16 protein-coding genes are annotated in these 19,171 nt (G+C 58.5%); 10 read left to right on the top strand and 6 right to left on the bottom strand.

Features of this window, described 5'->3' with window-relative positions; translation table 11 throughout:
* The first annotated feature begins 99 nt into the window (after positions 1 to 99).
* The 4 genes from rpmB (at position 100) to ACOYW2_RS27420 (ending at position 5,069) form a co-directional block, all read left to right on the top strand.
* A complete protein-coding gene (gene rpmB / locus ACOYW2_RS27435; RefSeq protein WP_180137520.1) occupies positions 100 to 294 on the top strand; it encodes a 50S ribosomal protein L28 in 195 nt (64 codons plus the stop codon).
* Positions 295 to 812: 518 nt separating this feature from the next.
* Positions 813 to 2,726: a DNA topoisomerase IV subunit B gene (gene parE, locus ACOYW2_RS27430; protein ID WP_482768650.1), complete on the top strand. Its 1,914-nt coding sequence runs from the start codon at positions 813 to 815 to the stop codon at positions 2,724 to 2,726.
* A 64-nt stretch (positions 2,727 to 2,790) separates the two neighbouring features.
* The gene (gene parC / locus ACOYW2_RS27425; RefSeq protein WP_482768649.1) at positions 2,791 to 4,149 is read left to right on the top strand and encodes a DNA topoisomerase IV subunit A; all 1,359 of its coding nucleotides are present in this window, start codon (positions 2,791 to 2,793) and stop codon (positions 4,147 to 4,149) included.
* Between the two features lie 95 nt (positions 4,150 to 4,244).
* Positions 4,245 to 5,069 carry a DNA gyrase C-terminal beta-propeller domain-containing protein gene (locus tag ACOYW2_RS27420; protein ID WP_482768648.1) on the top strand — a complete coding sequence of 275 codons (825 nt, stop codon included), beginning with the start codon at positions 4,245 to 4,247 and terminating at the stop codon, positions 5,067 to 5,069.
* A gap of 253 nt (positions 5,070 to 5,322) precedes the next feature.
* Here the strand turns inward: ACOYW2_RS27420 and ACOYW2_RS27415 are convergent, their stop codons facing one another.
* Positions 5,323 to 6,213 (bottom strand): DMT family transporter, encoded by an 891-nt coding sequence (locus ACOYW2_RS27415; protein ID WP_482768647.1) that lies wholly within the window; start codon positions 6,211 to 6,213, stop codon positions 5,323 to 5,325.
* Positions 6,214 to 6,624: 411 nt separating this feature from the next.
* Here ACOYW2_RS27415 and ACOYW2_RS27410 point away from each other — a divergent pair, with 411 nt between their 5' ends.
* The 3 genes from ACOYW2_RS27410 (at position 6,625) to ACOYW2_RS27400 (ending at position 10,316) form a co-directional block, all read left to right on the top strand.
* On the top strand, positions 6,625 to 8,823 hold the full coding sequence (locus ACOYW2_RS27410) for a DUF4388 domain-containing protein (RefSeq protein WP_482768646.1): 2,199 nt from the start codon (positions 6,625 to 6,627) through the stop codon (positions 8,821 to 8,823).
* A gap of 351 nt (positions 8,824 to 9,174) precedes the next feature.
* Positions 9,175 to 9,465: a DUF8180 domain-containing protein gene (locus tag ACOYW2_RS27405; RefSeq protein WP_482768645.1), complete on the top strand. Its 291-nt coding sequence runs from the start codon at positions 9,175 to 9,177 to the stop codon at positions 9,463 to 9,465.
* Positions 9,462 to 10,316 (top strand): 50S ribosomal protein L11 methyltransferase, encoded by an 855-nt coding sequence (locus ACOYW2_RS27400; RefSeq protein ID WP_482768644.1) that lies wholly within the window; start codon positions 9,462 to 9,464, stop codon positions 10,314 to 10,316. Before ACOYW2_RS27405 ends, ACOYW2_RS27400 begins: the two co-directional genes overlap by 4 nt.
* Here the strand turns inward: ACOYW2_RS27400 and ACOYW2_RS27395 are convergent.
* Positions 10,298 to 11,533 (bottom strand): PAS domain-containing sensor histidine kinase, encoded by a 1,236-nt coding sequence (locus ACOYW2_RS27395; protein WP_482768643.1) that lies wholly within the window; start codon positions 11,531 to 11,533, stop codon positions 10,298 to 10,300. The two genes, ACOYW2_RS27400 and ACOYW2_RS27395, sit on opposite strands and share 19 nt — an antisense overlap.
* Positions 11,466 to 11,972 (bottom strand): hypothetical protein, encoded by a 507-nt coding sequence (locus tag ACOYW2_RS27390; RefSeq protein ID WP_482768642.1) that lies wholly within the window; start codon positions 11,970 to 11,972, stop codon positions 11,466 to 11,468. The genes ACOYW2_RS27395 and ACOYW2_RS27390 overlap by 68 nt, the downstream gene beginning before the upstream one ends.
* A 641-nt stretch (positions 11,973 to 12,613) precedes the next feature.
* Here ACOYW2_RS27390 and ACOYW2_RS27385 point away from each other — a divergent pair.
* From ACOYW2_RS27385 to ACOYW2_RS27375, 3 genes are all read left to right on the top strand, one after another.
* Complete coding sequence (locus ACOYW2_RS27385) at positions 12,614 to 14,113, top strand: DUF1254 domain-containing protein (RefSeq protein WP_482768641.1); 1,500 nt, start codon at positions 12,614 to 12,616, stop codon at positions 14,111 to 14,113.
* Positions 14,114 to 14,281: 168 nt separating this feature from the next.
* On the top strand, positions 14,282 to 15,148 hold the full coding sequence (locus ACOYW2_RS27380; RefSeq protein WP_482768640.1) for a hypothetical protein: 867 nt from the start codon (positions 14,282 to 14,284) through the stop codon (positions 15,146 to 15,148).
* A 505-nt stretch (positions 15,149 to 15,653) separates the two neighbouring features.
* The gene (locus ACOYW2_RS27375) at positions 15,654 to 16,976 is read left to right on the top strand and encodes an MATE family efflux transporter (protein WP_482768639.1); all 1,323 of its coding nucleotides are present in this window, start codon (positions 15,654 to 15,656) and stop codon (positions 16,974 to 16,976) included.
* A gap of 94 nt (positions 16,977 to 17,070) precedes the next feature.
* Here the strand turns inward: ACOYW2_RS27375 and ACOYW2_RS27370 are convergent, their stop codons facing one another.
* The 3 genes from ACOYW2_RS27370 to ACOYW2_RS27360 all read right to left on the bottom strand — a co-directional run bounded on the left by ACOYW2_RS27370 (position 17,071) and on the right by ACOYW2_RS27360 (position 18,744).
* Positions 17,071 to 17,967, bottom strand: a complete 897-nt coding sequence (locus ACOYW2_RS27370; RefSeq protein WP_482768638.1) for a cyclase family protein — start codon at positions 17,965 to 17,967, stop codon at positions 17,071 to 17,073.
* 245 nt (positions 17,968 to 18,212) lie between these two features.
* Positions 18,213 to 18,503, bottom strand: coding sequence for a type II toxin-antitoxin system RelE family toxin (locus ACOYW2_RS27365; RefSeq protein ID WP_482768637.1), 291 nt, complete (start codon positions 18,501 to 18,503; stop codon positions 18,213 to 18,215).
* The gene (locus ACOYW2_RS27360) at positions 18,493 to 18,744 is read right to left on the bottom strand and encodes a type II toxin-antitoxin system Phd/YefM family antitoxin (RefSeq protein ID WP_482414378.1); all 252 of its coding nucleotides are present in this window, start codon (positions 18,742 to 18,744) and stop codon (positions 18,493 to 18,495) included. Before ACOYW2_RS27360 ends, ACOYW2_RS27365 begins: the two co-directional genes overlap by 11 nt.
* Positions 18,745 to 19,171 lie beyond the last annotated feature (427 nt).

The following is a 19,171-nucleotide window of genomic DNA, read 5'->3' as shown; positions in this document are numbered from 1 at the left end:
TAAAAAAGAGCCGGTAAACCACTTGTGTCTTGCCGAATGGATATCCGGCCCTACCGGCCGTTTTACAAAGCCATCAACGTGAAAAAAGGAGTGTGCAACATGTCCAAGATGTGTGAAATATGTGGCAAAAAGCCGATGGTTGGCAACAACGTGAGCCACGCCCACAATGTCAACAAGCGCCGTTTCAATCCCAACCTTCAGAACGTTCGTGCCCTCAAAAACGGCACCGTGAAGAAGATGACCGTATGCACCAGCTGCATCAAGTCCGGCAACGTGATCAAAGCCGCCAAGTAGTGGTTTTCGCTCAGGCTTGATTGACCGGTTCATAACGCGTTCGGTGGGTGGGTCCCGACTCCGGCACAAAGAATTTGCCGCGCCGGCAGACCTGCCTTTTTGCCGTTGGAACACCGCCTGACACCGACCGCCGCCGATCCCGTCATCATCCCACGTACCGCCCGCAGAAGACCTCAGGCTCTCTTGACGCCATCAGCACCCATTCGAGAGAGCCTGTAGTGTTTTCATCCGCCCTTCCCAGCTTCACAACCCGTCGTTATGTCTCACGATAGGTCCCTGCCCTCCCCGCCCCCACAAAAAAATTGCGAAAACTTCAAAAAAGGTTATGATACCGAAACCGGAGCGCCATGGCGGCCATCTTTGGTGCTGCCTTCCACGGCCGGCCTTCGTCACCAGCGGCCCATCTTCCGGTATCGGCAAACCCCACGGCACACGCGGCACGCGCCGCCCCTGCCGGATGTATCCCTTGCGTTTAAAAGACGTTGAATCGGATTTTCTAGGAGTGTTGTTTCACCACTATGGACTTGCATGAAAAACGATATGATGCGGATGCCATCGAGGTCCTCAAGGGCCTTGACCCCGTCAGGCGCCGTCCGGGCATGTACACCGACACCGACCGCCCCAACCACCTGGCCCAGGAGGCCATCGACAACAGCGTGGACGAGGCCATCGCCGGGTACGCGGACAAGGTCTCGGTGGTGCTCTATGAGGACGGCTCCCTGGAGGTAAGCGACAACGGACGCGGCATGCCCGTGGACATCCACCCCGAAGAGGGGATCACCGGTGTGGAGCTCATCATGACCCGTCTCCATGCCGGCGCCAAGTTTTCCGGCAAGAACTACACCTTTTCAGGCGGCCTTCACGGCGTGGGTGTCTCGGTGGTCAACGCCCTGTGTACCCGGGTGGAAGTAGAGATCCGGCGGGACGGCAAGAAGTACGCCATCGCCTTTGAGCACGGAGAGACAGTCTCTCCCCTGACCCAGGTGGGGGAAGTGGGCCGGAGAAACACCGGCACCACAGTCCGGTTCTGGCCCGACGCCAGCTACTTCGACAGCGCCAAATTCTCGGTGAGGCGACTCATCCACATCCTCAAGGCCAAGGCCGTTCTCTGCAAAGGCCTCACCGTCTGCTTCCGGGACATCCCCGGGGGAGAAAAGCACCGCTGGTATTATGAGGACGGCCTCTCCGCTTACCTCACCGAAAGCCTGGGCGACTTGGAGCAGGTCCCCTCCCCGCCCTTTATCGGAGAGCTGGAAGGGGACAGCGAAGCCGCCTCCTGGGCCGTCACCTGGCTCCCCGAAGGGGGCACAGTGGTGGCCGAGAGCTACGTCAACCTCATCCCCACGGCCCAGGGCGGTACCCACGTCAACGGCCTGAGGAGCGGCCTGCTTGCCGCCTTGAGGGAATTCTGCGACATCCACAAGCTGCTGCCCCGGGGCGTGCGCCTTGCCCCTGAAGACATCTGGGAAAACTGCGCCTACGTTCTCTCCGTAAAAATGGCTGACCCGCAGTTCTCTGGCCAGACCAAGGAGCGCCTCTCCTCGCGTCAGGTCGCCGCCTATGTCTCGGGCATTGCCAAGGACGCCTTCAGCCTCTGGCTCAACCAGAACACGGTTGAAGGGGAGTTCCTGGCCGAGATGGCCCTGGCCAGGGCCCAGAAGCGCATGAAAGCCGGTAAAAAGGTGGCGCGCAAGAAGATCACCCAGGGCCCGGCTCTTCCCGGTAAGCTGGCCGACTGCGTGGAGACCGACATCGCCCGCACCGAGCTCTTTCTGGTGGAGGGTGATTCCGCAGGGGGCTCGGCCAAACAGGCCCGAGATCGCCAGACCCAGGCCATCATGCCCCTGCGCGGCAAGATCCTCAACACCTGGGAGGTGGAGCCTGAGATGGTCCTGAACTCCAAGGAGATCCACGACATTGCCGTGGCCCTTGGCGTGGACCCCGGCTCCGACGACCTTAAGCAGCTGCGCTACGGCAAGGTGTGCATCCTGGCCGATGCGGACTCCGACGGCCTTCATATTGCCACCCTGCTCTGCGCCCTGTTCCTCAAGCACTTCCGCCCCCTGGTGGAAGAGGGCCATGTGTATGTGGCCATGCCGCCCCTCTTCCGTATCGACATCGGCAAGGAGGTGCACTACGCCCTGGACGAGTCGGAAAAACAGGTCATCCTGGACCGCATTGCCAAGGAGAAAAAGCGCGGCACCGTCAACGTAGTGCGATTCAAGGGCCTGGGCGAGATGAACCCCTTGCAGCTCCGGGAGACCACCATGGCCGAGGACACCCGGCGGCTTCTCCAGCTCACCACAGGGGACGAAGACGACGCTCCGGACGCCCTGTTCGACATGCTCCTGGCCAAAAAGCGCGCCTCGGACCGCCGCAACTGGCTGGAGACCAAAGGCGACCTCGCCGAAGCCAACACCCTGGTGATATAAGTATCCCCTGAGGCCGAACGCCCGCTTTTGCAAACGGTTTTCTCCATAGAAGGCATTTTTCTAAATGAAGCACGAAACACATTTCACCGAAGAGGGTGGCGAGCAGCAGCCCATTAAATATTTTGCCGAGGATGCGTACCTGGAGTACTCCATGTACGTCATCCTCGACCGCGCCCTGCCCCACATCGGGGACGGGCTCAAGCCGGTCCAGCGACGAATTGTCTACGCCATGAGCGAGCTGGGGCTCAAGGCCACGGCCAAGTACAAGAAGTCGGCCCGTACCGTGGGCGACGTCCTGGGCAAGTTCCACCCCCACGGGGACTCGGCCTGTTACGAGGCCATGGTGCTCATGGCCCAGGATTTTTCCTACCGCTACCCCCTGGTGGACGGCCAGGGAAACTGGGGAGCCCCTGACGACCCCAAATCCTTTGCCGCCATGCGATACACCGAGTCCCGCCTCTCCCCTTACGCCCAGGTGCTTTTGGACGAGGTGGGCCACGGCACGGTGAACTGGATCCCCAACTTCGACGGCACCCTTCAGGAGCCGGCCGTGCTTCCGGCCCGGCTGCCCAACCTGCTTTTGAACGGCACCACGGGTATTGCCGTGGGCATGTCCACGGACATCCCGCCCCACAACCTCCGGGAGGTGGCCGATGCCTGCGTGCACCTTCTCTCCCACCCCGAGGCCGATACCCGGGACCTCCTTGAACACATCAAGGGCCCTGACTTTCCCACGGAGGCCGAGATCATCACCCCGGCCGAGGACCTGCGCAAGCTCTACGTCACGGGCCACGGCTCCGTGAAGATGCGGGCGGTGTGGAGCCGGGAAAACGGGGATATAGTCATCACGGCCCTGCCTTACCAGGTCTCAGGAGCCAAGGTCATCGAGCAGATCGCCGCCCAGATGCAGGCCAAAAAGCTGCCCATGGTGGCGGACTTAAGGGACGAATCCGACCACGAAGCCCCCACCCGCATCGTGGTGGTGCCCCGTTCCAACCGTATCGACAGAGAGGCCCTCATGGACCACCTCTTTGCCACCACGGACCTGGAGCGCAACTACCGGGTGAACATGAACGTCATCGGCACCTCGGGCAAGCCCCAGGTCAAAGGGCTTGTGCAGCTCCTCTCCGAATGGCTGGAGTTCCGTAAAGACACGGTCACCCGCCGCCTCACCTATCGCCTGGAGAAGGTGAGAAAGCGCCTCCACATCTTGGACGGCCTGTTGGTGGCCTTCCTCAACATCGACGAGGTCATCGCCATCATCAGAAACGAGGACAAGCCCAAGCCCGCCCTCATGGAGCGCTTCGGACTCACCGACCAGCAGGCAGAAGCCATCCTGGAGCTGCGCCTGCGCCACCTGGCCAAGCTCGAAGAGATGAAGATCCCGGGGCGAGCAGGAAGAACCGCAAGAGCGGCAGGCTGAAGGTAGCCAGTTCAGGCAAGCGCCTGGTCAAGCTCATCCAGAAAGAGATCAAGGCCGACGCCAAGCTCTACGGCGACGACCGCAGGTCCCCTGTGGTGGAACGCCAGGAAGCCCAGGCCCTCTCGGAAAAGGACCTCATGCCCACGGAGCCCGTGACCCTGATCCTCTCCAAGAACGGATGGGTCCGCTCGGCCAAGGGCCACGACGTGGATCTGTCCCGCATCAAGTACAAGGCAGGGGACGAGCTCCTCTGCGCCGCCGAAGGCAAAAGCTCCCAATTCGCCGCCTTCATCGACTCCACAGGGCGAAGCTACAGCCTGGAGTCCCATACCCTGCCCTCGGCCAGGAGCCATGGCGAGCCCCTCACCGGCCGCTTTGCACCGCCTTCTGGGGCCACCTTCCGCCACATGGTCACCGGAAGCCGCAAGGACCTTCTCCTGATGGCCTCGGACGCCGGGTACGGGTTTATTGCCAAATTCGGCGACCTCCTGAGCAAGAACAGAGCGGGCAAGGCCCTTCTCACCCTGCCTGCCGCAGCTTCGCCCATTCCGCCCCTTGCCGTCCCCACGCTGGACGACACCCTGCTGGCCGCCATTACCAGCGAGGGCCGCATGATCATCTTCCCCTTGCGGGACCTGCCCATGCTCCCCAAGGGCAAAGGCAACAAGATCATCAACATCCCGTCGGCAAAAGCCAAGGCCGGAGAAGAGCTGGTCATCCGCCTGTTCACCCTGCAGAAAGAGAGCAGCATCATCATCTACGCGGGCAAGCGCCACCTCACCCTCAAGCCCGGCAACGTGGCCGAATACATGAGCTCCCGTGGCTTACGGGGCAAAAAACTCCCCCGCGGCTACCAGAAGGTGGACTGCGTGGAAGTCAAGGAACCGGAACAGCCCATGCTCCTCACAGACCCGGATTGATCCAGCCCTCCGCTCCCCCCCCCTTTCAACAAATAACGCCCTGCCCCCCACCGGCAGGGCGTTTCTTTTCCCCTTTTCCCCTTTTCCCCTTTTCCCCTTTCCCCTTTAGCCTTTCCCCTTTAGCCTTTAGCCTTTAGCCTTTTGCCTTTTGCCTTTTGCCCTTCACCTCCACGACCCCAACAAAAAACGCCCCGTCAACACCGACGGAGCGCTTACACTCACTATTCACTATTCACCCTTTAGCCCTTCGCCTTTAGCCTTTAGCCTTAGCCCTCCCCCCCTTCCACCTCTCCGACACCACCATCCCCAAAAGAATCAGCGCCGCCCCCCCGTACTCCATGCGTCCCATGGCCTCACCGGCCAGGACCCAGGCAAACAGGGCGGCAAAGACCGGCTCCAGGCAAAAGATCAGGGCAGTATCCGAAGGGGAGACCCATTTCTGGACCGTGGTCTGGATAAGAAAGGGAAGGACAGTGGCCAGAAAGGAGCACAAAATCAGGGCCACGGCGATCTCCGGTTTCCAGGAGAACAGAGGCTGGCCCTTGGCAAGGGCTGCGCCCCCGCAGAGCACGCCGATGGTCCCCAGTTGGACCACGGCAAGCCAGTAGCTGTCGCACCGGGACGCATAGCGGCCGGTGTAGAGGATGTGCAGGGCGAAAAACACGGAACAGGCCAGGGCAAGGAGGTCCCCCCGGTTCACATGGGCGAGGCCTTCGCCGCCCAGGAGGCCGCACATCAGGTAGATTCCACCCACGGCCAGGACCGCGCCCACGGCCTTGGGGGCTTCCAGGCGACGTTTGAGCAGTGGCACGGCCAGGATGGGTACCCACACCACGTTCAGACCCGTCAGAAAGGCAGTGTTGGATGCTGTGGTGTCGATGAGGGCCACGGTCTGGAGAGCATAGCCCATCACCACCAGCCCCCCCAGAAGCACGCCGCGTCCCAAGGTGTATGCGTTCAGAGGGGCCTTGGCCAGGGGCCGCGCCACAAACAGAAGCCCAAAGGCCAGAAGGAACCGCTGGGCCAGGAAAAAGGCGACCGGGACATCGTCCAGCGCCTCTTTAATCACGGTAAAGGTCATTCCCCAGAAGAAGGCCACCAAAACCAACCCGGCCATACCCACGAGACGTTTGTTGCCGTTCATGCATCACTCCATCAAAAATCAACTGACTGTATATCAACGCTGCGCTGTGCCGGGGGCCCGAGAGCGCCCCGCAAAAACGTACCCGGCCCCTCCCATACACCATGGAAGGGGCCCGAAAGAATTGAGTCTACACCATCTTTGGCCGTGGCTGTTAACCAATTTTCATCCTGCCGCCCATGGCGGTGGACCGATTGACACCAACATGCCGATCTGATAGTTTATTTCCGCAACCTTATCAACCCGCAGATCCTGCCCAACAGCCCAGGATTTTGAGCCCAAGACACACCGGGACGGATTCTCGCCAGAATTCCTGCATCGTAACCCACCGGGATACCGCTGCAAAACCGGATTTTTTCTTTCCCCCCCAGCCACAAGGGGATTCACGCGTCATTCAAGGTGGTAACCGAATCGATGAAGATTGAAGTTGGAGGCCAGATACAGGGGATTTCCCTCAGCTCATTTCTGCAGATCGTCCAGATGGACAAGACATCCTGCACGCTGAAAATCTACGCCAATGATGACGTCGGCTACCTCTGGATCAACGACGGCAACCTCGTGGCCGCCGAATCCGGAGCCCTCCACGGTCTCGACGCGGTGTACGAAATCATCTGCTGGGACGACACCGTCATTGTCATCGACAACGCCCCGGCCCCCGAGCACAATATCACCACCCCCCTTCTCACCATCCTCATGGAGGGCCTCAAGCTCCGCGACGACAAGGCGGCCAAAGCCGCCGCAGAAGGAACACCACCCGGCCCCACAGCCCCTTCCGTGGACGACCAGATCGCCATGGAATTTGTCATGGAGGAGAAGCCCGAACCCGCAGCTCCTCCGGGTGACCTCCCTCCCCTGCCGGACCTGCCCTCCATGTCCGATGCGACACCGCCTGCCATGCCGGTGACCGCCTCGCTCTCTCCGGGCGTGGACCTGGAGCTGGACGAAGATCCCGGGGACGAGGAGGCCGAGGAAGAGGGCGACGGCTCCTGGGTCTATGAATACGAGGATGAGGACCTGGAGGAGCCGTCCAGCCCCATCCGCACCATTCTCATTGTCTTCCTTGCCTGTGTCGTCATCGGCGGCGGCGCCTTCGGCGGCTACATCTGGTACCGTGCCCACACCCTGGAGACAGAATTCAACACCCTCATGGCCGACCTGGCCTCCATGAAGCAGTTCCGGCAGCAGAAGGCCCTTCTGGAATCCTATCTCAACAGCCATGTGATCAACCGGTTCACCCTGCAGGTCACCGAGCGCCTCAACGAAGCAAATGCCCTTATGGAGATGGACCGCCGCATCGACACCCTGCCGCGGGACGGGGAATTTATCGACACCTCCGTGGGCATGATGAAAAAACACCTGAAGGAGAACCAGGGCACCCCCTTTGCCACGGCCATCCGATCCAAAATAAAGAGCCTTCCCGCCCAGCTGGACGATCTGGATTACCAGAAACTCCGCCAGGCAGAAGACCGCAGCGCCCAGGAGCGACTGGGGCTCTACCGGGCCTATCTCTCCGATCACCCCAACGGCAAACACATCCGACCGGTCACCAACCTGGTGGCATCGGTGAGCGACGACTATTACCTGATGCTCAAAACCAAGGCCCCAACCTGTTACAAAACGGAGAACTGGGAACCCTGCATTGCCCTGGCCGACACATTCACTGCCGAGTTCCCCGAAGACAGCCGCTTCAACGAAGTGTGGCTGATGCGCGGCGAGATGATCGACACCATCGAGTTCAGCAGGCTGCAACGTGAGACTGCGGGCCTCTCCTTTGAAGACGCCCGGGCCATGTACATCTCCTTCCTCCAGAACAATCCCCACACCACCCAGGCCTCGGAGATCAGACAAGAGATCGCCTCCCTCGCCCGAAAAGCGGACCAGCAGGGTCAGTGGAAAGAGGTCAGGGCGGTTGCGGACAACCCCAAGAAGCCCATCTCTGTTCGCATTCAGGAGGTGGAGCTCTACATGGACCGCTACCCGGACGGCGCCTTTATCAAGGAGGCACGGGCCTTAAAGGGTGAGCTGGAGTCCCAGAGGGGGCGCCTCCTGGCAGAGGAACAGGCCTCCCGCCAGACCCTCCTGGCCCGCCAGGCAGAGGCCCGGCGCCTGGAAGAAGAGAAGAACCGCCTCCTGGCCCAGCAGCAGGCCCAGGCCGACGCCCGGCGCAGACAGGAGGCTGCCGCTCGCATTGCCACACGGGAAGCCGAGATCCGCACCCTTCTCCGGGACAAGGGCAACCGATTCCTGGACCACAGGAACGGCACCTTCACGGACACCCAGTCCGGCCTCACCTGGATGATCCTGGACTCCAGGAACTTGGGGAATGGCTGCATGCCCTTTGCCTCGGCCAAGGCCTGGGTGGAGCGCCTCTCCATCGGCGGATTCACCGACTGGCGCATTCCCCTGCCCAACGAGCTGGCCCTGCTTTACAACGGCAAACCCTACTACCCCACCAGCGGAGCCCCGTGGTACTGGACCTCGGAGCTGGAGACCGGGGCCTGGGGCACCAGCACTGAAGCCGTCACCTTCAACCCCAACAACAAAGAGAGCTACGTCCGGGAAGCCCATCCCCTGACCGGCTGCGGCTTTGTTCATGCCGTTCGGACCCCCTGACCCCCTATTCAACGCGCTGATAATGCGGAAAAGGGGGACAGTCGATCCGCCTGAGGCGTGAAAAGGACAAGCTGAAAACCGTGAATTAAATTTTCATTTTTGGAAATATCTGCGTTTCACACGGGAACCGGACCCCATGATGCTTTATTCATTCTCCCGGCCCGTCTTTTCATGAAATCTCCGGACGAACGCTTTTGTTTGACACCCTCCTTCAAGTGTGAAAAAGTTTTTGCCCAAGGGCCTTGTCCCCATCCCCTGCCACCGGCCACACCGTGCGCGCCACGGGGAATTCCCACCATTCGGTCTGTTATGCGAAGCCGCCATTATAAAAAATACTTTTAGGAGGGTTGCATGCCACACGATCACGATCATCATCACGACCACCACCACAGCCACGATCACAGTCACGACCACCAGAACGACTCCGCCCCCCTTTCCTTGCAGGAACAGCTGGCCACCCTGCTCACCCACTGGGTCAATCACAACGACGCCCACAAGGGCAATTACCTCACATGGGCAGAACGTGCCCGGGAAGGCGGCTACGAGAACGTGTGCCGACTGCTGGAAGAGGTTGTAGGGCTCACAGAGGCTGTCTCGGAAAAACTCAAAGAGGCTCAAAAGGAGGTCGACACCGCCCCATGACGCCTCCTGTCTCCGACATGAAAAAAGCGCACCCGGAGGCCTCGGATGCGCTTTTTATCTATTACATCGAAGGGGTGATCCACCCGGCCACGCCCGTGGATCATCCCGACTTTCTCGGCAACTGGGTGGAGGACGCCTCCACCTTCCTCTTTTTCGGGAGCCCCGCCGACGAGGTGGTGGAGCGCCTGACCCGGAACGCTGCCCACCTCACCCTCATCGACCGCTACGACATGACCTACGACCAGTGGCAGGGAGGAGACGCCGAACCCTTCACCGCGGGGCCCCTTACGGTGCGGCCCTTTCGGCGGGGTGCAGCCCCTGGGGGCAGCCCCGCCCCCGATGAAATCTTCCTTGATGCCGGGGTGGTCTTCGGCAACGGAGCGCACCCCACCACCAGCTGCTGCCTCTCGCTGCTGGCGGAGATGGGCCCGGGGCTTTCCGGCAAAACCGTTCAGGACCTGGGCACGGGAACCGGCCTTCTGGCCCTGGGCGCCGCACGCTTAGGGGCAAGCCGGGTCCTGGCCGTGGACCTGAACCACCTTGCCGTGCGCACAACCCTTGAAAATGCCCGGGTCAACGGGCTCTCGCACCGAATCCTGGCCGTCCAGGGACGTGCCGAGGAGATGGTGCACGCACCGGCGGATCTCGTGGTGGCCAACATCCACTACGACATCATGAAACACCTGGTTGTCTCGGAAGGGTTTCTCGGAAAACGGGAGGCGATCCTCTCCGGCCTTCTTACCACCGAAGCCGGAAAGATCGAAGCACAGCTTGTCTCACAGGGGTACACCATTGCCGCCCACCATGCACAGGATGGGATCTGGCACACCTTTCACGTAAAAAGAGGGTAATACTGGTCTCTCTCCTTGCGGTCGTTCATCTCCTCGATCTGTTCGGCGGGGATCTCAAAAAAGAGGTGGGTGCCGTCACCGGGAGCGGACTCGATGCGTGCCCTCCCCTTGATCAGCCTCACCCGGTTCTCCATGCCCCTTAACCCCATACGCTTCTCCCTGAGACCATCTTCCATGCGGCGAGCCACATCAAATCCCGTGCCGTCGTCATCGATGCGCAGGATCACGTGGGGGTGGGCCGCCACCAGCCGGATAATCACCCCGGCTGCACCGGCATGTTTGCGCACGTTGTTCAGGGCCTCCTGGATGATCCGCTGGATGTGGTGCTGCTGCTCCTTGTCCAGGTTCACATTGTGCATCCCGGCCGTGTAAAAATCCACCGTGATACCGAACCGCTCGCTGAACTCATCGCAATAGTTGTAGATGGTGTCCACCAGGCTCATATTGCCCGTGGTGGGGGGCTGCAGCTCGTAGGCCATTTCACGGACCGTGTTGATGGAGCTCTGGAGGATCCCTGAAAACCCGCTGACGGTCTTTTCAAACTCCGACGGGGATTTCCGGGCCGCGTCCACCAGGGTGTCGCAGCTGATCTTCAAGGTGGCCAGCTCCTGGGCCACGTTGTCGTGCAGGTCGTAGGCAATGCGCTGGCGTTCGCCTTCCTGGGCCAGAACCAGCTCTCCGGTCAGGGTCCGGATGCTCTGCTCGGCGTCTTTTAACGGGGTGATGTCGTGGGAGTAGAAGGCCACCTGCTCCACCACGCCCCGGGTATCGAAGACCGGGTAGATAACGTTGGAGAGCACCAGGCCGTTGTTGTCGTCTTCAAAATGAACGGGGTGGCCGCTTTTCACCACGGCCTTCACCTGCTTGCGTCGAGGGCGGCATGGGGAAAAGAAGTCGTAAAACGGTTTGCCCTTGGCGTGGTTCTGGCTGATCTTGAGCCGACGGGAAAAGGAGCTGTTGATGGCCAGAATATTGCCTTCGATGTCCAGCAGCGCCGCCGAGTCTCTGGTGGCGTTGAGAAGGGCCGAGGCCAGGGCCTCCCTTTTCTTGAGTTCCATGGTCAGCTCCACCTGGCGCATGGAGCTGATGAAGAGCCCCTCCACGGTTTTCAGGAACCGGGTAATCATCTCCTCGGGCCACAGGTACTCCTCATCCGGCCCTCCGAACAGGAAAATCCCCCCCTCCTTGCCGTCCCGGCTGTTGAGATAAAGCCCCACCAGCGCCCTGAACCCATAATCCGACTGCCGCTGCTCGAACGTGGAATATGGTGATTTCTGACTTCTGACTCAAGATAGTGATTTTCTCTTCACGCATGGGAGGGAGGAAAACAGAAAAAGCCCGGGGCGAGATGGACTCGAAGCTCCCTTCGGGATCTTCCTCGGAGATCCACTCAAAAAACAGGGCACACTCCACCTGGCCCTGGGGCATGATAAAGGCAACGCCCCGCTTGGCCCCGGCAAACCGGGCCACCCGTTTCAGGGCCTTTTCAATAACATCGCCGGTCCATTCCCCGGTTACGTTCATAAAGTCAGACGACACAGCAGCAAGCATCTGATCCAATGCCCTGCGGTCGTTGAGCGTCTCCCGAAGTGCCTCGTTTTCGGTGATAATATCGGCCAGGGACTGGCCTGTCGGCAGTTGAATCACTTCCGTCATGATTTCCTCCAACTCGTGTCAGGGGCCATCGGAAGGGAAAGATACAACACTCCCATCAGCCTTGGAAAAAAGGTGAACCGGCAAACCGGTACCAACGGAATGTCACTTGGAAAGACTCGATTCGACTCGAGGAGAAAAGATGAAACACACCAGAGGTTCATGTGATGAACTCAGACATAGTACAAAATCATCATGGTGTCAACATCACATATCCTGATCAACCATTTTAACACACTGATTCAAATAAAGAATCGCCATTCCCCAAAACCCGAGCCCGCACAGACGCCCTAATCAAGAAACAAACCGAGAAAATCCAACCGAAACACCAGGCCCGAATTTAACCACCTGAAAAGGCACACAATGAAACCATGATACAAAAAACAGCAGTTAGAATATTAATGAGGAATCGGGCAAAAAGGCAATCCACGGCAACCCAACGGGATAACGCCTGCAATCGTTCCTTGCGGCATATCGTTGTAAAAGGCGTTCTCACGCCCAAAACAATCTGATACAATATCAAGAATATACCACACCCCCACCCCTCATCTTCAGCCCCCTTCCGGCAGCATCCGGAGACAAACCGACCCGCCGGGCACCCACCCAACAACCTGCTTCATGCTCCCAACCAAGGAGGATACCCCATGGTCCACCTCTACCGTCGGTCTTTGTGGATAAAAACGGTTCCCGCAATACTCCTGGCCCTTCTTCTCACGGCCTGCGCCACAACGTCAGGCAAGGAGGCCACGGCTCCCCCCGCAGGAGAGACCATTGAGACTCGCATCGGTGCGCTTGAATTTACCCATGACTTTGCCAATGGCTACCCCACGGCCGAGACCCAGGCGCTTCTCCTGGAAGAGATGGACTTCCAGCGGGCCTGCCAGGCTTACCTTTGGGCCATCCCCCTCATTGGCATGGAGCAGTGGCAGCACGCACACCTCCGGCAGCTCGGCGCGGAAAACGGGCAAATCGTTTTTATGGAGTCCTACGAAGACAAGCTCGGGGGGCTGACCTTCAACACCACGACGCCCTACGTCGTCGTCTTCATCGACTTAAACGAGGGTCCCTGGATCATGGTCATACCTGAAGGCGAGGTGCGTGGCGCGGCCAACGATTTCTGGCAGATCGGGGTCATGCAGATGACCAAACCGGGAAAATACCTCTTTGTCGGGCCGGGCCAGGAGTCGCCCGAAGGCGCGGAAGACGGAGAGTATACCGTGGTACGGATGCCCACCATGAACATCATGCCGGGCGTCCGCCTGATGTCCCAGGACCGCAGCGAGCGCATGGCCATCCTGGAAAAAATCGACGTGTACCCTTACGCCGAACGGATGGATCCCCGACCCCGCGGCTACATCACCCCCGACGGAAAAGCCTGGCAGGCCTGGCACCCACGTGGCATCGCCTACTGGGAACGACTGGCCGACATCATCAACAGGGAGCCGGTTCACGAACGGGATCGCTTCTGGCTGGCCATGCTCAAACCTTTAGGCATTGAGAAGGGAAAACCCTTTGCCCCCACGCCGAACCAGAAAAGGCTCCTGATCGAGGCCACCCTGGTGGGTGAAGCAATGGCCAAGGCCAATGACTTCTTCAACCCGCGTCTGGAGGACGCGCATTACATGGACGGCTCCCACTGGGAGTTTGCCACCGTCTGCACACCGGAACAACGCCGGGAGCATTACGATGACCTTGATGAGCGCGCCGCCTGGTTCTACGAAGCCGTCACCAACGATCCCATGATGCACGGACAGAAAACCGGCAAAGGCCAGGTGTACCTGGCGGCCTATCGCGACGGCGACGGGGACTGGCTGGACGGTGCCGTCAACTACACCCTGCATGTTCCGCCCAACGTTCCGGTCAAGGCGTTCTGGTCCCTCACCGTCTATGATGTCTCGACCCGTACCATCATCGTTAACGACACCAGGCTGGCCGACCGCTCCTCCCGCATGGACCTGCACGAAAACGCAGATGGCTCCGTCGATCTGGCCATCGGCCCGAACAAACCGGAAGGCGATAAGGCAAAAAACTGGATACAGACCATGCCCGGCAAAGCCTGGTTCCCCTACTTCAGGCTCTACTCCCCCGACCAGGCCTTCCTTGACAGAAGCTGGGTCCTGCCGGATATCGAAAAGGCGAAGTGACCAAACCACCAGGAGGAAAACTGGCTCCCGACCCCGGATGGCCCTTTCTGAGCCGCCGGAGCCAGAGTTCCTTCCCGTGAAGAATTGAAAGGTCATGAATCACATGCCTGACTGCCCCTGCACCTGGCAAAATGAATAAAAACGGAGGGAACCGCAATGATGTCACACATGACACATCGTAAGGCCGACAGAGCCCCGGCGCGTTTTTTGATTCATGCCGTCAGGGCAGCGCTATTTGCATGCATCCTGATGGGTGTCCACCTCCAGGCAGCCCTGGCGGAACCGGAAGGCCAGGACGAGGCCGGAGCCTCCGCATCCAACGCAGAGGCGCAGGCCAACAACCCCCTGGCCAACATGAAGGCCTTCAACCTCCAGAACTATTACATCGGCAAGATCACCGAGTCCGACGAAGACGCCAACCAGTTTGTGTTCCGCTATGCCCAGCCCATCAGTATCGGGGACACCTCCTGGCTGATGCGGGCCTCGCTGCCGGTCAACACCTTTCCGACACCGCCCGACGGAAGCAAAGAGACCGGCCTGGGGGATTTCAACATTTTTGCAGCCTACCTTTTCGATACAGGCAACCCCGGGATCAGCGTGGGTTTAGGGCCGCAGCTCACCGCACCCACGGCAACAGACGATGACCTGGGCTCTGAGCAGTGGTCGGCCGGGCTGGCCCAGGTCACCTTTGTGGCCACCTCCCCTGTGTTCCAGTACGGCTACCTGCTGACCTGGCAGGCCAGTTTTGCAGGGGAAGACGACCGGGATGATCTCAACGTCGGGGTGTTGCAGCCCTTTGCGTTCTTCCAGCTGGGGGACGGCATCTACCTGCGGGCGGCGCCCCTGTGGGTCTACAACTTTGAAAAAGACTATTATTCCGTCCCCATGGGCGTCGGTATCGGGAAAGTCATCAAGAAAGGCACAACGGTATACAACTTCTTTGTCGAACCGCAATACTCCGTAGCCGACGACGGCCCCGGCCAACCCCAATGGCAGATCTTCTTTGCCCTGAACATGCAGTTTCTGGGCGGATAAATCCCCCATGGCGCCCTCTTGACAGCATCATGTTAAGCGGCCCCCTTGTTGTCAGCCATTCAACACACAAAGTGCTTGATTCCATCCGGCATTCAAGCAACCCCAAAGCATGCCTCGGTGCTTTGAATTATCAGGAAGGTATTCCAGGCCCTGCACCTTCACAAAGAGGCGTTATAGGCGCTTGTGTGCCCATTGGAAGCACAGGCCCTCCAATGACACGCAAAAATCAAGAGGATGCGCCGATCGCACTGTCATGATGTATCGCAGGCGACCGTTTCAGGCGGTACCCCTTCAACAAGTCTCCTTTCTTACCCTCCCATCTTTTGGTAATCCTTCAACTTAAAATAAAATCCTTTTGCTTTTTTAAGTAAAAGCCATTGACCTTCCCCTTACGGGAAGGTTTACGGTTTCGCTGGCTCGCACCATATATCTGGCAAGACATGGGCAGGCCCTATTGTGTGTCCCGAAAAGGTGTTGCAGGAAAATGATGATGGGGAGGTGGTAGGTGGAGCAGAAGAACATGGCCAATCAATTCATCAGGTATGTCATCCCGTCCATGATGTCCATGGTCCTGGTGGGGATGTACATGATCGTGGACGGATACTTCCTGTGCCGGGCCATGGGCGACGACGGCCTGACGGCCATCAACCTGGCCTGGCCCCTGCTGGCACTGATGACAGCCATCGGTACGGGAATCGGCACCGGCGGTTCCATTATCATGACCATCCGCAGCGCCGGAGGCGACGAAACCGGGGCCCTGAGAGCAAAGTCATCCACCCTGGTGCTTCTCTTCACCATCTCCCTTGCCCTCATGCCCCTGTACTTTTTCCTCATCGACGACCTGCTGACCCTGCTGGGCGCCAGGGGCAACATCCACGAATACGGCCTCGACTACATGCTCGTCATCACCTTCGGGTCCCTGTTTCAGGTGATGGGGGCAGGCCTTGTGCCGGTGATGAAAAATATCGGGATGCCCGTCTACGCCATGGTGATGATGGTGGTGGGGATGCTGATCAACATTGTCCTGGATGCCTGGTTCATGCTGGGCCTTGGCATGGGGCTGGAAGGGGTTGCCTGGGCCACGTGCATCGCCCAGGCCGTTGTGGCGCTGATGGGTATCGGCCCCATCTTGAAATCCAAACTGGGCCCGGCCTGGTATCGCCTGGAGAGAGACACCATCCTCGAAATGCTGAAAATAGGTATCTCCCCCTTCGGGCTGACCATCGCACCGGCCATCGTCATCATCCTGACCAACTACCAGTGCCTGAACTACGGCGGCAATGCAGCCGTTGCCGTCTATACGGTCATGTCTTACGCAGCCTATGTCATCTACAGCATCATGCAGGGCCTTGCCGACGGCATCCAGCCCCTCATCAGCCACTGCACGGGTGCAAAGGATAAAAAGGGTCTTGAAACCGTGTTGAGAAAAGGCCTGATCCTGGGCTTTGCCCTCAGCGGCTTTTTCATGGTGGCTTTTTATGCCACACGGTACAGCTTTCCTATTTTCTACGGCGTCTCCCACGAGGTGGCCACGGCATGCATGTCTGCCATGGTGGCGGTGGTTGTCTCCGCCCCTTTCATCGTGGTTGCTCGGGTGATGTCTGCCTATTTCTACGCCATGGACGACGGTAAAAACGCTTCGATCCTCGTCTACGCCGACCCCTTGGTCTTCACGCCCTTTTTTGTTGTCACCCTGCCCATGGTCATGGGCGTTGAGGGGATCTGGTACTCCTACCCGGCAACCCAGGTGGCCCTGACCGTCCTTGCCCTGGCACTGAAAGCCACGGCCGGTACCCAGCAAAAAGCCGTTCTGGCAAATCCGATTTAGGGAACGCCGTGCGCTCGGCATGACGAGGCAACCTGGGTTAAAGCAACCCTGAGGGCCTATGGCGTTGGCCGCATCACACCGTTTTTATCCCGCTTCAACGGATGGGCCTGGACAGGCAGCGGTGCGCCGGGAACCTCCGTAACTGAAACGCCATGGGGCCACTGTTTTGGAGCAACGGCAATATATCGCGCGTAGCCGCCTGTGCCCCCCTGTGGCTTTGCAAACCCGATGTATTGGTGCCCCGCCCCTCCGGGACTTTATCGAGGTTGGCAACCCCTTCTGCCTGGGCAAAATGGTTGTGCATCAGCCAGTATTCCCCTTCGAGTGTGTGCGTCGTATCCGTGTCCAGGGGCTCATGGCCGTGGAACAGAATGTGCCGCTCCAGGTGAAGAAACTTGAGCGCCTCAAGGCCGACCCCGGGGAAAGGTTTTTTGTTGAACCGCTCGGTATCCGACCACTGTTTGTACCAGTCCGACCGCACCATCACCACAGCCCCTTCTGGAATGCGCCCATACGTCTTTTCCCAAGCTTTGATGTCTTCGACCTGAAGGTGGTAGCCATTGTCTTTTTTTACTTTGTCATGGATATCAATGACCACCAGAGGGCGAATGGCATAGGTCGCCGGAATGTCGCTTATGGTCGCCCCGAGTTTGTCCCAGTGGGCCGGTGGGTCAAGCTGGGTTCCGTACTGATCCGTCGTGAGCATGTACGCCGTGGCCACGAAGCCGTGTTTGTCGTAGGTAAATTCCTGCCCGGCGTCCACGTACCCGTCGATGCCTTTGCCCGCCCTGGCCGGTTTGAATGAGGCATTGGCAAACCCCGGCCACACCGGCTGCTCTGGTTCAAAAGCATGGGTAAGGTCGATGTACTTGGCGCTTTCAAACACATCGGAATAGACACCCCAAAGCCCCGGGGCTGCCCCACCGGCAGACGCAGGAAGACCGGCAAACACAGCGATACAGAAAACCACCACACAGCCCAGCTTTTTCATGATGCTTCCCCCTTCAACGTGAATGGATTTGGGAGGCCTGCGACAAAGCCCCCTGGTCGGAATACGTGCTCTTCTCTTCAATGAAATAATGCGCACTGCCATGGGATGTGAACATCATAAAGCCCTATCAGCTCTCGATCTATTGCTCACGAGCCCCAGCGCATGCTTTCACTCGTAGGGTGGGCAAAGCGCCAGCGTGCCCACCTCCCCCCTCAATAACCGGAAAAAGTCGGCCTGCCTCTCCATTACACGCCAGACCTCAGTTTGGCGACTTCATAGATCTTGTTGCCCTCACGTTTGCCTATGGCGATTACCAAAACGACAATTTCATCATCAATCACCTCATAGACCAAACGATAGCCGGAGGTTCTGAGTTTAATTTTATAATGGTTATCGAATTTCCTAAGTTGATTTGCTTGAATTTTAGGGCTCTCAAGAACCTCTTCCAGCTTTTTCTTGAACTGGATCCTGATGCTGTTATCGAGCTTTTTCCACTCCTTCAAGGCTGTTGGCAGGAACTTGAGTTTATAGGTCATCTAATGATACCTCGACAGCACCACCTTTTTCTGATTTTCGCTCAAGAACAATTTTTCCGAGTTCATAGTCTTCGATTTTATCGAGGAGAGCCTCGTATGTCGCAGCCGGGACCAGATAGGCCGTCGGCTTGTTATGATTCAGAATGGTAATTGCGCTGCCCTCGGCCTCTTGGATAAGGGCACTCGGATTTTTCTTGAGCTCAGAGATGCTTGCCGAAAACTTAGCGTATATGGGCTCCATGGATAGCCTCCTCGGCCATATGACCATTTAAAGGTTCTTATTATTGGTCATATTATAGCGCCATAATTCAGTCCAGGTAAAGTTCCAAAACACTTTAATAATGACAAAAAGGCCCTATCAAGCATCCCAATACAAATAACAGAGGGTGCTAACGTCAAATGTCATTTTTAACGTCAACTATAGCCTGGATATTTCACGAATCGATCGCCCCCATATCCAAAGCATCAAAGCGGCAGATGTAGCGTTCTACCTCAAAGTTCTGATAACGCAGAAGATGGGTGCACTCGGATCGCCCGAAGAGTGAATAAATAAAACAGCAAACCCTGATTTACACTTTGCATTTTCAAAAATGCTGACATTTTCGTTATAGCATTCTGAAATCATATAGCTTTCATCTTGGCTGTTTATTTTCTCGTGAAATATCCTG

The sequence above is a fragment of the Desulfoluna sp. CLI2B genome, assembly GCF_056847375.1.
The sequence above is the reverse complement of the archived record's forward strand: the minus strand, read 5'-3'. Positions and strand labels throughout refer to the sequence as shown.